Source organism: Leucothrix arctica, assembly GCF_003172895.1.
Classification (GTDB): domain Bacteria; phylum Pseudomonadota; class Gammaproteobacteria; order Thiotrichales; family Thiotrichaceae; genus Leucothrix; species Leucothrix arctica.
Genome location: NZ_QGKL01000014.1, coordinates 65849 through 79741, shown reverse-complemented (window position 1 = coordinate 79741; position 13893 = coordinate 65849). Strand labels below are relative to the sequence as shown.

The window sequence follows — 13893 nt, the reverse complement described above, 5'->3', positions numbered from 1 at the left end:
GGTGAGCGATGATAATATCGACACAGCTGTTCAACTGCATAAACATACGACTTGATGGTACTGGCTGAACAGCCACGAAGGACCAACGTATCAAGCATCCGTTGGCGTAGAGGACTGACTTTCATGATAAACCGCCTTTAATTGTCTGTTTAATAACAATTAAAGTTTGGCTCATTTATAGAAAATTACTTGAAAACCAGTAAGCTACCGCGAAGCGGTTTAGTTCAACAGCTCATTAAGAAGGTCTAAGACCTTTTAATATATTATCAGGTCTGAAACCTCTTTAATTGGAAGAGGTACTCTAAAGAAAACCCCACAAGTAACTAAATTATATAACGTTAACACCTTTTAAAAAAATTGGTCTTACCTGTTATAAGGTCTAGACCTTTATAATAGCCTAATAATCACATCAGTAACCAGTCATCATCGCCGAATAATAAAACAAAGAAGCTAAAGCCCAGAATAGCACCCAATACTATAGACACAGCTAAGTAGCTCTTTACCACCCCTACGAGATAACGCGCCCTATAACTTTAAACACTCACCTTTTTTTGTTCCAGTCCCGCCCCACATCCCACATAATACCCACCATACAGACCCCAAGCCTCACACTCGTAAAACGCCAGGACTATTAAATGAAGCACTTACCGATTTTCGCCACTATCCAAAACAAACCCTGCATCGTTATCGGTGGTGGAGCGGTTGCAACGCGGAAGGTCGGTAACCTATTGTCAGCAGGTGCAACCGTTACGGTTGTCTCTCCTGTCATTACCGAAGAGCTACGCGTGCGCGTCGGTAAAGATGAAATCATATTTCATGAGCGCGGCTTTGAAGCAAAAGATCTTGATGGCGCGTTCCTAGTCTTCGCAACAACAGACAACCGGGCGGTAAACGCAGAGGTTACCCAGCTAGCAAAAGCCAATAAGCAAATGGTGAATGTCGCAGATGACCCTGAGCAATGCGACTTCGTTTTACCTTCGATACTCGACCGCTCACCTGTCCTCATTGCTGTTTCAACAGGTGGCGCGTCACCCGTACTCGCTCGCCAAATACGCCTACAGCTAGAAACGATGATTCCTTCTGCGTGTGGCCGCCTTGCAGGTATTACCGAAGAGTATCGCGAAAAGGTAAAAAGCTTTTTCCCATCTCAAGCACAACGCAAACAGTTCTGGGAGCGTGCTTTAAAAGGCCCTGTGTCTGAGTTGGTTTATGCAGGTCAAGAAGACCGCGCTAAAAAGCGTTTGGACGAGATGTTAGAAGAAGGTGTTGAGCAAGACCCAATGGGTGAAGTGTACTTGGTCGGTGCAGGCCCAGGTGATCCAGATCTACTAACATTTAAAGCGGTTCGTTTAATGCAACGTGCAGACGTCATGGTGTATGACCGTCTAGTGTCACAGCCTATTTTAGACATGGCAAACCCTGACGCTGAGCGTTTATACGTCGGTAAGCAAAAAGACAGTCATGCTGTCCCACAAAACAAAATCAATGACTTGCTGGTTGATCTAGCGAAACAAGGTAAGCGAGTGTTACGCCTTAAAGGTGGCGACCCGTTTATCTTTGGTCGTGGTGGTGAAGAGATTGAAACACTGACTGAAAACCATGTGCCATTCCAAGTGGTGCCTGCGGTAACAGCTGCTTCTGGTTGCTCAGCTTATGCGGGTATTCCGTTGACTCACCGTGACTATGCGCAGTCGGTTACATTTGCGACAGGTCATTTAAAAGATGGCAGTATTAACCTTAACTGGGAACAGCTAACGCAGAAAAACCACACGCTTGTGTTCTACATGGGTCTGTCGGGTATTTCTGAAATCAGTAAGCAGTTGCAAGCCCACGGTATGTCGCCAGATATGCCTTGTGCCCTTATAGAAAAAGGGACAACTCGTAACCAGCGTGTGCATATTGCTACATTGGCAAACTTACCTGAGAAAGTGATTCAAAGTGGTGTTAGCGCGCCGACTTTGACCATTATCGGTGAGGTGGTCAACCTGCACGATAAGCTGAGCTGGTATGAGCCTGAGCAACATGTGCCTGATACTGACTTTAGTTTGCACAAGACTTAAAACCTTCAAGGATTGACGCAATGCATGAGACGAAAATTTCAATACAGGAAGCCTTTAAGCCCAAGCTCTCAGAAGAGTTAAGCCAAGGGAGTAGCTGTTCTGACTCTGAGCCTTTTGCACTGCAAACGATTGATGACAGCATGGAGCCTGAGTTTAATGCGGGCTGCATTATCATTATTGACCCAACGGGAATTGCACGTGACGGTGCTTACGTGATGGCTAAAGATCATGCGGATGAGTATATTTTTAGGCAGCTACGCATTCACGATGATAAGTACTATTTAGCGCCACTTAACGATCTTTACGATACTTTAGCTATTTCAGGGCTGGAAAAGGTTGAAGGTGTGATTACCCAACGTGCTGGAAAGCGTCGAAGCTACCATAAGCGGTATGACTAATGAGCAACAAAATCAATCCCAACAAGCTACTGCAATCTAAGTGGACAGCGGTAACGCCTGAAAACAAAGAGCTGCATTTCATCGTGACTAAACTGATTCGTGATGAAGACGAAGTGGTTGTTGCGTGTGATCTAGAAGCAGTCATCAATAAAAACAGCTACCAGATCGACTGGCAGCTATTAAAAGATACTGAACAGTGGCTAATGGGCTGGAAATAGCGCCCAGCCCTCACCTGACGTGTTACTTGTCCGTATCTGTACTTTCTTGTAAATAACTCTCCATAGAGTCATCTAACGCGTCGAGCCATGGTGTGTGATGCTTGGGTGCCATCGTTCCTGTCATCAACGACTTATAACCATTGTTACGGAAGCCCATGATGTCGTCATGCTTGTGCTTTTCCCACTGCATAAAGGTTTGGTTAACCCCTTCAACATCAAAGCTCGGATAGTCCGTCTGCTCAATCAGTTCTTTCACATAGTCGCCCTGAAACCAGATCAGATCTTCGTCAGTTTCCAAGGTCGCTTCACGCTTCAACCATGCTTCTGAGTGCGTCTTCATATCGTCAAATGATGGTGTCGCGATACGCCCCATAATCACATCACGCGCAAACCACGCCTGTGCATCAAACATATTGAAGGTATAGAACTGATCCTGCATACCAAGGTAGAACATTTTTGGGTTATCTTCCCAAACTACACCTTGATAAAGGTCTTCATTCCACATGCGGTTGGTCGCTTTTAATCGCAATGACTCATCAACAAACGGGAAGTGATGTAAATACCCCGTGCATAAAATGATCGCGTCTACGTCTTTCGTCGTACCGTCCTTAAAGTAGGCAGTATTTCCGCTAACGTGCGTTAACAGCGGCACTTCTTGAAAATTTTCCGGCCAATGAAATCCCATCGGTGCCGTACGATGACTGATCGTGACGGACTTAACGCTGTATTTATAACACTGAGAACCGATGTCTTCAGCAGAGTAGCTAGTACCAACTAGCAATACGTCTTTATCTTTAAACTCCAATGCATCGCGGAAGTCATGCGCATGCAAGATACGGCCATTAAAGGTATCAAAGCCTTCAAACTTAGGCACGTTAGGCGTTGAGAAGTGACCTGTTGCAACAATGACGTAATCGAATACTTCACTAGTACTGGTATTTTGAATTAAGTTTCGTGCAGTCAGGGTAAATTGCTCACTCGCTTCATCGTATTCAACATCTTGTACCGCATGATCAAACTTACAGAACTTACGAACACCCGCCTTTTCTACTCGTCCCTTTATGTAATCCGCCAATACAGCACGTGGCGGGAAAGAGGCAATCGGACGTCCGAAGTGTTCTTCAAACGTGTAGTCAGCGAACTCTAAACATTCCTTTGGCCCATTCGACCATAGGTAACGATACATGCTGCCATGAACAGGCTCGCCAGCGCTATCTAGTCCGGTGCGCCACGTGTAATTCCACAAACCACCCCAGTCACTTTGCTTTTCATAGCAAACGATTTCAGGGATCTCTGCGCCCGCTTGTTGTGCAGATGCAAAAGCTCTTAGCTGTGCCGTTCCGCTTGGGCCTGCGCCAATAATTGCTACTCTAGTCATGTTTTAATCTCTTATTCGTAAATATCATTAACTCAATCCTAAAGCGTGCTTTCGCTGGTCAGCCCAGGTTCTTAAAATTTGATCAAATGCCAACCCGATAAATGCGACACACAGTCCCAGTACCAAACCATTACCCACACCTGCTTTATCTGATAATGATTTCAGGATTAGCTGTCCAAGATCATCGGTACCGATTAACGCGCCAATAATTACCATCGACAGCGCAAACACAACGGTTTGGTTAATACCTAACGCCATGTGCGGAAAGGATAGCGGCAACTCAACTGACAGCCACTTCTGAAAGCGGTTTGTGCCTGACATGGCAGCAGCATCATGCAGCTCTTGTGGCACACTGCGTAGACCTTCGATGGTATAACGGGCCGCTGGAATGGTGGCGTAGACGACGATTGCAATCAGCACCGAGGTATCGGTAACGCCAAATAACATCATCACCGGTATCAGGTAGATAAAGGATGGGAATGTTTGAAAGGTGTCACACATGGTGAGCATAAAGCGAGATGACACGGGGTGTTGAGCGGCCAATGTGCCGACGGTAATGCCGATCGTGCCTGAAATGAGTACCGCTATTACAATAAGGTAAGACGTGATTAATGCTCTGTCCCACCACTCTGTCAGCGCGATAAATAGCAGGAAACCACCCACAATCAGTGCGGAACGAATCCCACCGACGATAAAGCCAATACCCATCATCAACGTAAAGGTCGCAATCACGGGCATGCCTAGGAAGGCTGTTTTAATCGGCACCAATACATCAACGATGAACCACACATTGAATGCTTTAAATGAGTAGAAGAATGTTTCCCAGATCCAATCAACACCCCATTGCCAGAAGGCTTCGGTGGTTATGCCTTTGTTCTGAGGGATTAAATAAAGGTAGTTGAAGCCTTCTTTAAAGATAAAAGATCCTAGAACAGCAAGGATGATGCCCACGACGAATACCACTAAAAACATCAGCGAGTATTTGTGCTTTTGCTTAAACGACAGGTCTGCAAAATAATCCGTTTGTTTGTTCGCCCATGCCAGTGAGAGCCTGTCTAGTACCAGTGCAATCAATACAATGCACACACCAATCTCCAGTGCTTTACCAATGCGCAGTTGGTTCAGAGCGATCAACAAATCATTCCCTAAGCCTTTAGCACCAATGAGTGAGGCAATCACAACCATCGCTAAACACTGCATAATGACCTGATTCACACCGATCAAAATATCGCGCCGCGCCGAAGGAATAAGCACTCGATATAATAACTGACGATCCGTACAACCTGTCATCAGCCCTGCTTCAGCAACTTCTGGCGGGACTTTTTTCAGACCTAATACGGTAAGACGTACCATTGGTGGCGTGGCAAAAATGACTGTGGCAATAGCCCCAGCATGATCACCAATACCAAAGAACACCATGACCGGAATCAGGTAAGCGAAATGTGGCATGATTTGCGCCACATTCAATAAGGGATTCATGATCGTTTCGACAGTTTTACTTTTATAAGCCCAAACGCCCAACCACAGCCCTAGCAGTATCGCTATCGGTGCCGCGATCAATACGAATGACAGCGTTTTCATCGACGGCTCCCATTGGCCAAATACCGCGATGTAGGTAAACGCACACAAGATAAATAGTGCTAATTTAGCTCTGCCTAAGACGTAACCTAGGATAACCATGCCACCTGTAATCACTGTCCAAGGCAAAGCTGGCCAGCGCGCCCATTCATTTTCTGAGACCCAGTCCCAGCTAGTGAAAGCCACGATGGTTTTGACACCACCCAGTAGGATTTCTCGAATAAGCTCGATCATGAACAATATAGCGCCCGAAAAGCCTCGGGTGATTTGACCAAATAACGGTTTTTGTTCGTATTCTTCAATATCGGGATCGTAGACATCGATCGGTAGCCACTCGAACATCAAATAATTGACCGCGTCATTAATAATGATCGGTAATTCTTTGAGTAATGAGGGTAAGCGCCATAACCAGTTAGTTTCTGATTGAGGAACAAATCGGTACAACAGCATAAAAATAACGAGTAACAAAAGGCACTGTAATGACTTTCTCTGCTTGAGCACTACCAGCATTACGGCTGCACCGACGCGTTATCACCAAACAACGTACTAACCACGTTAGCGCGATGCAAAATACCGATCACTTTGTCGTTTTCATCAACAACCGCAACAGGCCTATCATCATTCAAAACCTCTTCAGCAACCGTAGCAATAATATCCTCTCCGGATACTTCCAACTCACTTAGCGTCTCACCGGGTACAAAAGGCTCCATGATGGCTTTGATTTTAAGTACCTTCTCGCGTGGCACTTGCTCGGTAAACTTGCGCACGTATTCTGTGGCTGGATGCAGCACGATATTAGCTGGGGTATCTAATTGTTCGATTACACCGTCTTTCATAATCGCGATGCGATCAGCCAGACGTAGCGCCTCATCAAAATCATGGGTCACAAACAGAATCGTTTTATTCAGCGATTCCTGTAAGCGTAAAAATTCATCCTGCATTTCTCGACGAATTAATGGGTCTAGCGCAGAGAATGGCTCATCCAAAAACCAAATATCCGGTTCAATCGCTAGTGAACGGGCAATACCCACACGCTGTTGTTGGCCACCTGACAAATCACGTGGGAAATAATTCTCTCGTCCAGTCAGACTCACAAGATCAATCATTTCTTGGGCGCGTTTGATACTTTCTGAGGTGCTAATCCCTTTGACCTGTAATGGGAAAGCGATGTTTTCCAGTACCGTCTTGTGCGGTAACAAAGCAAAGCTCTGAAATACCATGCCCATTTTGCTGCGACGTAATTCGATAAGCTGCTTATTGCTCATCTTCAGAATATCGTCGCCTTCTACAAAGATCTCTCCTGCGCTGGCGGTTGTCAATTTCGAGATACAACGTAATAACGTCGACTTTCCCGACCCTGACAAGCCCATGATGATCAGCAGTTCACCGGGGTACACTTCAAAAGAGGCATTATTGACACCAACAATGCAGCCTGCTTCTTTAAATTTTTCGGCATCAACGACGCCACCTGACTCTTTCATCATTTTTTCAGCATTATCACCGAAGATTTTATAAACCGATTCACAACGGATGACCGGTTCGAGTGCACTCGAAGTCTTCGTCTGTACTGACATAAATGTGTTCTCTGGATTTTTAGAACTAATGTTCAAAATTAACCCCCTCATTTTGTATTCAAAACAAAGGGGCTTTTTACTACATGATCAAATAACCGAACGGGTTACTTAGTCCATGCTTTCCAAGTTTTTTCATTGTCAGCAAGCCATTTTTTAGCAGCGTCTTTGTGATCCATTTTTTCGATATCAACTAGAGCAGCCATTTCGCCGACCTGCTTAGTTGTAAATGAAACCTTAGAAAATGCCGTGTAAGCAGCAGGGTGAGTTTTCGGGAACTTGTAGTTCGCCGCTTTCTTCAACCAACCTAGAGGTGATCCGCATTTACCATCACCACCGTCTTCTTTACGGCAACCGTCGGTGTACTCAGGAAACTTAATGAAGGTATAACCTTCTGCATCTGTAAAGTTAGGCGTCCAGTTAAAGACCATTGTGCCGCGACCTTCTTTTTTAGCAGAGGCTAGTTCAGTCCATAGCGCATCAGCACTACCCGCAAACTTAACTGTCCAGTTTTTATCAAGACCTAGCGCCTTCAGGCGGATCGGCATCATTTCACCGTGCCAGCTTTGTGGGCCTTCTAACCAACGACCTTTACCGCCAGAGTCAGCAGTCGTGAAGTTTTTGTAGCAAGCTTCTTCTTTAAGCGCTTCCCAGTTAGGTAAACCAGGACAAAGGTTTTTCTCTATAACCCACGTTGGTACACCCATTTCTTCTAGCGTAGTTGCTTCATGAGTACCTGCGTCAATCACGCCACCTTTAGCCATCGCATTGTAAAAAGACTTACCAAACGTAGACTGCCAAACTTCATGTGAAATCGTCACGTCACCATTACGAATCGACTCATAAACCGCTTGAGTGTCAGCAGGAACGAACTCAACATTACTGCCCATGCTTTCAAAAATGCCACCAATGACGTGAGCCATTACGATTTGGCTAGACCAGTTATGAATCGGAATTACGATCGGCTTTGTGCTGTCTTTCGCTGAAACACTGCCAGATACTGCGGCAAGACTTAAACAGCAAGCCCCTAGTAGTGCTTTCACTGATGTTGACTTAAATACATTCATACCGATTAATTCCTAAAATTGGTTGTCACAAAAAGTATGCAAATATCACCGAAATTAGCCTGCTTATGAAAACGCTGGCTACTTAGAATATTTCCCATACTACTTAGCGAAAAATTCGCCGATTAAAGTCGACGCACACAAAAAATACTTCCGGTGCGGACTAAAATTAAAATCACTGTTTACGGGTAAAAATTCGGATTAAAAAGCTGGCTGTGACAGCTAACAGACCAAACCACGGTGCTAGTTTATCGTTCAAAGCCCAAAGGACATCTGCCAGTTAGTGAGAATGGCGACTACATTGATGAATGCGGAGGGGGGAAATACACAGGCGGCTAGCATAGCAGAAAATTGCTTTAATTTTTGGTCTTAATCTTTTCCGTGAACCTAACGCGACCTTTTCTGACAACAAAAACCAGCCATTACTTAGATTAAAAAAACTTTCATACGAGCATAATTTATCTCATATTTTGTTGGAGAAAATTGCATCTAGACAAGTCGAAAATCCAGTGATAGCCTATTGTCGAACAGCTCATCACTGAGTGCGGATCCTCGAAGCCACACGGCCATTCGAAAAAAGGCAAAGTTCAACCGTTAAGTACACGGTTAACTGGCCGTTTTTTAGAGGATCTATTCATGTCACAAAACTTCTCTCTCAGCTCTGTCATTGGGCTTCAATTTGGCGACGAAGGCAAAGGCCAACTCGTTGACTACCTTACTCAACAGCACGACATCATTGTTCGTTATAATGGCGGTGCAAACGCTGGTCACTCGGTTAGAGTGGGCGACAGAAAGTTCGTACTACACCAAACGCCTGTTGGCTGTATCAGCGCTGGTAAAATAGGTGTACTGGGTAACGGTGTTGCTTTACATGTACCTTCTTTTCTCGACGAATTAGCGCAACTTAAAGACGTTGGTGTGACCGACTACCAATTGAAAATTGCTCACAATGCTCACCTTGTAATGCCTTACCACTTCATTGAAGAGTCGCTGCGCCAAACACTAGCCGTTCAAGTGGGCAATGAGCCTATCGGCACAACTGCTAAAGGTATTGGGCCTTGCTATGCAGATAAAGCAAGTCGCGATACCGGCATTCGAGTCGCTGATTTATATGAGCCTGAAACGTTAAAGCGTCGTTTAGCCTTCATCGTTGCGCTCAAGAACAATACGCTCTCATCGCTCGCAGCAACCATTGGCGAAAGCTATACGCCCTATTCTGTCGAGCCTTTGTTTGAAGAGTGCATGGCTTGGGCTGAGTCACTTAAAGACTTCGCCACTAACGCCAGTCTCTACCTTTTAGATCAAGAGCAAGCAGGTAGCCGAATCCTATTTGAAGGTGCTAATGCATCAAAGCTAGATATTGATTTTGGTGACTACCCTTACGTCACCTCAAGTAATGGCTCTAACCTTGGAATGACAGCAGGCTCTGGCTTTTTACCTGACAGCGAAATCCAACGCTTTGGTGTTATCAAAACCTATACGTCACGGGTCGGCAACGGACCGTTTCCAACGGAGTTATTCGGCGAGCTTGCGGATGAGATTCGCAACAAAGGTAAGGAGTTCGGCTCAACCACTGAAAGGCCTCGCCGTATTGGTTGGTTAGACCTGCCAAGCTTGGCCGAGACTGTACGCATGAATCGTGCAAATAAGTTAGTTTTGACCGGTCTATTCGTGCTTGCACAACTTGAAGAGTTCTATGTCTGCACGGGTTACGAGAACGGTGAAGCAATTTTGCAACGCTTTGAAGTGAGCGGCGATTTTCAAAATGCAGCTAGCGAGCTGCCAGTATGGTGTGCTGATTTGATCGCACTGATTGAGTCTAGGTTAGCACCAGTGGCCGCTATTTGTATTGGTCCAAATCGTGACCAACTCATCTGGCGTCGTTAAGCCATAAAAATAGGCTATAGCATTCTTCGCTATAGCCTTTTCCTTGTTTGCTCATGGTTGTTCGCTTGTCTAGCCACCGCTACAGACCTATACTGCTGTCATGCTACAACCTTGGATCGTCATACTCTGCTCCCTTGTTTATATCGGGATTTTATTCACCATTGCACGCTATGGTGATATTGAACGCTATGCGAAAAAACTCCGCCCTCACCGCGCGATTATTTACAGCCTATCACTCGCTGTTTATTGTACCTCGTGGACTTATTATGGTGCGGTGGGTAGTGCAGCCTCTAGCGGTTGGCGATACCTTGCGATCTACCTCGGCCCTACCTTACTAATTGTTTTTGGTTATCAATTTCTGAAGAAAATTGCGACCACCTGCACCGAACAAAACATTACCTCTATTGCTGACTTCATTGCCTCGCGCTATGGAAAGTCTCGTTTTCTAGCGATAGTAGTGACGGTGATTGCAATTACCGGCACGCTGCCTTACATCGCGCTACAGCTAAAAGCGATTGCCTCTAGTTTTGAAGTACTGACCCAAGCACAGCCACAAGAGCTGATCACTAATGCTGGTGAGGTCATCAGTAACCTAACGCTAAACAACATTTCAACGTCGAGCTATACTTTATTAAGTGATACTGGGTTTATCGTTGCAACGGTAATGGCTCTATTTTGTATCCTTTTTGGGACGCGTTATGTACACAGCTCTGAGCATCATGAAGGGCTGATTCTGGCGATTGCGTTTGAGTCGCTGGTTAAGTTTTTTGCACTCGCCTTTGTCGCGCTATTGGCTGTCTTCATTATTGTAGACTCGCCCGCTGACCTCATGACAAAGATCTCGGAGGCCAGTAACGCCAGTAAAATATCGACCAATACGCTGGCCAGTGACCTATTTACGCTGACCTTCGTCAGTAACATGGTCTTGGCAATGGCGGCTATCTTTTGCCTGCCTCGTCAGTTCCACGTGACCTTTGTTGAAATCACTAATGTGAATCACCTCAAGCAAGCGCGCTGGGTGTTCCCTATTTACCTGTTATTGACTGCGGTACTCGTTATCCCTATCGCGATTGCTGGCACGATTGCACATAGCAGCGTGACCTTACCTGCGCTCGCAAATCCTGACATGTATGTGTTAACGCTGCCTATTTCTTATGGCAATAACATACTAGCGATGTTTGCCTTTATTGGTGGTTTTTCTGCTGCGACAGGTATGGCGATTGTTGCGGTGATTACGCTAAGTACCATGGTATGTAATGACATTGTTATGCCGCTGTTGTTCCGCTTTCAGTCGCTCAAGCTTAAAGAGTACAAAGATTTAACCGGACTGTTATTACTGATCCGTCGTATCTCGATTGTCTGTATTTTTATACTCGGTTACTTGTACTACCAATACATCAACCGCACCCAAGCACTTGCATCCATCGGTCTAACCGCCTTTGTCGCTGCGATTCAGTTTGCCCCTGCGTTAATTGCTGCGGTCTATTGGAAAAATGCAACGCGCCGTGGTGCGATTGCTGGACTGTTATCGGGCTTCGGTATTTGGCTTTATACCTTATTTATTCCAACCGTGATTAGTGGTGCTGGTGTCGGTACTTCGTTATTAACTGATGGGCCTTGGGGTATTGGTTTATTACGCCCTAACAACCTCTTTGGTATCGACTTTTTAGACCCGACCACACACAGTCTGCTGTTTAGTTTAAGTATCAATGTTATCTGTTTTATCGCATTTAGTTGGCAGCGTAAGCCCGGACTAGTTGAGCGTATTCAAGCAGCTAACTTTACTCAAACGGCTTCTGAAGTAGATACGCGCTCTCAGGCGTTGCCATGGTGGAGTACGGTGGCTGTCGGTGAGTTACGCTTGTTGGCAGAGAAGTTTGTTGGTGTTGCTGCCACTAAAAAGGCCTTTGATGACTTTACCAACTCGCGCTCCTCTGAGCTTATCGCCAGTAAGAAGGCAGATGCGGATTTGGTACACTTTACTGAGCGACTACTCGGTGGTGCCATTGGTGCATCCTCTGCCAAAGTAATTATTACCTCGGTCATTAACAAACAAAAAGACCTGCCGCTCGAAGATGTTTTTAGCATTGTTGATGAGAACTACCAAGCCTTGCAGTTTAGCCAAGGTTTGCTACAAACGACTATCGAACACATTGACCAAGGCATCAGTGTAATTGATGAAAACTTCAATATCGTTGCATGGAATAGCCGCTACCTTGAGATCTACAATTACCCTAAAAACTTCATTAAAGTGGGTGTGCCTGTTGCTGACATTATTCGTCACAACGCACTGAAAGGTGAATGTGGTGAAGGTGTACCAGAAGAACATATCGAGAAGCGAATCAACTTCATGCGTTCGGGTTCTATTCACTCGTTTCAGCGTTATCGTGCCGATGGTACGGTGCTGCAAATACAAGGACGTCCACTACCCGGTGGTGGCTTTGTAACAAGCTTTACTGACATCACTGAGCATAAAAAAGTAGAGCGTGAATTACGTGATACTAATGAGAACCTTGAGCAACTAGTCACGGGACGTACTAAAGAGTTGTCTCTGGTTAACGACAAACTACAGCAGGTAAACCGCAGTAAGACGCGCTTCTTAGCGGCCGTTAATCATGACGTAATGCAGCCGTTGAATGCAGCGAGACTCTTCACTGCGGCACTTGAACGCTCTGACCCCAACCAAAAGCAACTGACTAACCGCATTAATAGCTCGTTGAACTCTGCCGAAGAGATCATTAAAACACTGATCGATATTTCTAAGTTAGACAGTGGCTCTATCAAACCCACCATCACTGACTTTCATGTGAATGATGTGCTGAACACCTTGTATAAAGAGTTTGCGGTGATCGCGGATAATAAAGAGCTAGAGTTGAACATGGTGCCTTGCAGCCTTGTTATTACTAGTGATGCTCACCTACTTCGCCGAATCTTGCAAAATCTGATTGCTAATGCGCTACGTTATACCAAAGCGGGCGGACATGTGCTGTTTGGTTGCCGACGTACTCACAGTGACACGGGCGAGCCTACATTGAAGATTTCTGTGCTTGATACCGGTGTAGGCATTCCGAATAGTGAGTTGAGTGCGATCTTTGAAGAGTTTCATCAGCTAGATAACCAGACAACTGAAGAAACCAAGGGGGTTGGCTTAGGCTTGTCTATTGCTAAGCGTATTGGCCAAACGCTTGATCACCCGATTTACATTGAGTCTATCGTGGGTCGAGGCAGTGTTTTTTCACTGGTTGTGCCTGTGAGTCATAAAGGTGCTGCAGCTAAGAAAGAAGTGGCAACATTAAAAAGGAGTGTACCCTCAATTGCTACGCCGATTGCAGGGCTTGTGGTGTTATGTGTGGATAACGATAAGAACATTCTAGATGCTATGCGTACCCTGCTGGAGCGTTGGGCTTGTCACCCTTATTGTGCAGAGTCTTTAGAGGAAGCCTTGGCGCTTTGTCATAAGCATTCGGTTAAGCCAGACATTATGCTCACTGACTATCATATTAGTCGTACGGAGAAAGGGATTGCGGTTATGCAGTCACTAGAAAAGGGCCTTAATTTGAAGATTCCTGGCGTTCTGATTACTGCTGATGTCAGTGAAGATGTAATTATTGAGGCTGAAAGTTATGGGTACTCCTACCTGTCTAAGCCGGTGAAGCCTGCCATCCTCAGAAAAACGTTACAGAAATTAACAAATATTAATTTTTAGCCAAGTAACTGAAAATAAATTCATAATTTAAGC

General features: G+C 45.3%; 9 protein-coding genes. 5 read left to right on the top strand and 4 right to left on the bottom strand.

Annotation, left to right across the window (positions count from 1 at the left end; genetic code table 11):
* The first annotated feature begins 635 nt into the window (after nucleotides 1-635).
* The 3 genes from cysG to DKT75_RS05055 are packed head-to-tail and all read left to right on the top strand — an operon-like array spanning nucleotide 636 to nucleotide 2676.
* Nucleotides 636-2060, top strand: coding sequence for a siroheme synthase CysG (gene cysG / locus DKT75_RS05065; protein WP_109822351.1), 1425 nt, complete (start codon nucleotides 636-638; stop codon nucleotides 2058-2060).
* Nucleotides 2061-2080: 20 nt separating this feature from the next.
* A complete protein-coding gene (locus DKT75_RS05060) occupies nucleotides 2081-2458 on the top strand; it encodes a S24 family peptidase (protein WP_109822350.1) in 378 nt (125 codons plus the stop codon).
* A complete protein-coding gene (locus tag DKT75_RS05055) occupies nucleotides 2458-2676 on the top strand; it encodes a TIGR02450 family Trp-rich protein (RefSeq protein WP_109822349.1) in 219 nt (72 codons plus the stop codon). The genes DKT75_RS05060 and DKT75_RS05055 overlap by 1 nt, the downstream gene beginning before the upstream one ends.
* A gap of 22 nt (nucleotides 2677-2698) precedes the next feature.
* Here the strand turns inward: DKT75_RS05055 and DKT75_RS05050 are convergent, their stop codons facing one another.
* From DKT75_RS05050 to DKT75_RS05035, 4 genes are all read right to left on the bottom strand, one after another.
* Nucleotides 2699-4054, bottom strand: a complete 1356-nt coding sequence (locus DKT75_RS05050) for an NAD(P)-binding domain-containing protein (RefSeq protein WP_109822348.1) — start codon at nucleotides 4052-4054, stop codon at nucleotides 2699-2701.
* Between the two features lie 27 nt (nucleotides 4055-4081).
* Nucleotides 4082-6142 (bottom strand): ABC transporter permease, encoded by a 2061-nt coding sequence (locus DKT75_RS05045; RefSeq protein WP_109822347.1) that lies wholly within the window; start codon nucleotides 6140-6142, stop codon nucleotides 4082-4084.
* Nucleotides 6142-7242 carry a quaternary amine ABC transporter ATP-binding protein gene (locus tag DKT75_RS05040; protein ID WP_211665177.1) on the bottom strand — a complete coding sequence of 367 codons (1101 nt, stop codon included), beginning with the start codon at nucleotides 7240-7242 and terminating at the stop codon, nucleotides 6142-6144. Before DKT75_RS05040 ends, DKT75_RS05045 begins: the two co-directional genes overlap by 1 nt.
* A 68-nt stretch (nucleotides 7243-7310) precedes the next feature.
* Nucleotides 7311-8270 (bottom strand): ABC transporter substrate-binding protein, encoded by a 960-nt coding sequence (locus tag DKT75_RS05035; protein WP_109822345.1) that lies wholly within the window; start codon nucleotides 8268-8270, stop codon nucleotides 7311-7313.
* A gap of 633 nt (nucleotides 8271-8903) precedes the next feature.
* Between DKT75_RS05035 and DKT75_RS05030 the strand changes: the two genes are divergently transcribed.
* Both DKT75_RS05030 and DKT75_RS05025 read left to right on the top strand, forming a co-directional pair.
* The gene (locus tag DKT75_RS05030; protein ID WP_109822344.1) at nucleotides 8904-10154 is read left to right on the top strand and encodes an adenylosuccinate synthetase; all 1251 of its coding nucleotides are present in this window, start codon (nucleotides 8904-8906) and stop codon (nucleotides 10152-10154) included.
* Nucleotides 10155-10254: 100 nt separating this feature from the next.
* Nucleotides 10255-13860, top strand: coding sequence for a PAS domain-containing hybrid sensor histidine kinase/response regulator (locus tag DKT75_RS05025; RefSeq protein WP_109822343.1), 3606 nt, complete (start codon nucleotides 10255-10257; stop codon nucleotides 13858-13860).
* Nucleotides 13861-13893 lie beyond the last annotated feature (33 nt).

Excerpts from the sequence above, each read along its gene's own strand:
- DKT75_RS05035 (WP_109822345.1), bottom strand. The coding sequence starts at position 8,270 with ATGAATGTATTTAAGTCAACATCAGTGAAAGCACTACTAGGGGCTTGC.
- DKT75_RS05050 (WP_109822348.1), bottom strand. The coding sequence starts at position 4,054 with ATGACTAGAGTAGCAATTATTGGCGCAGGCCCAAGCGGAACGGCACAG.
- DKT75_RS05055 (WP_109822349.1), top strand. The coding sequence starts at position 2,458 with ATGAGCAACAAAATCAATCCCAACAAGCTACTGCAATCTAAGTGGACA.
- DKT75_RS05060 (WP_109822350.1), top strand. The coding sequence starts at position 2,081 with ATGCATGAGACGAAAATTTCAATACAGGAAGCCTTTAAGCCCAAGCTC.
- DKT75_RS05025 (WP_109822343.1), top strand. The coding sequence starts at position 10,255 with ATGCTACAACCTTGGATCGTCATACTCTGCTCCCTTGTTTATATCGGG.
- DKT75_RS05045 (WP_109822347.1), bottom strand. The coding sequence starts at position 6,142 with ATGCTGGTAGTGCTCAAGCAGAGAAAGTCATTACAGTGCCTTTTGTTA.
- cysG (WP_109822351.1), top strand. The coding sequence starts at position 636 with ATGAAGCACTTACCGATTTTCGCCACTATCCAAAACAAACCCTGCATC.
- DKT75_RS05030 (WP_109822344.1), top strand. The coding sequence starts at position 8,904 with ATGTCACAAAACTTCTCTCTCAGCTCTGTCATTGGGCTTCAATTTGGC.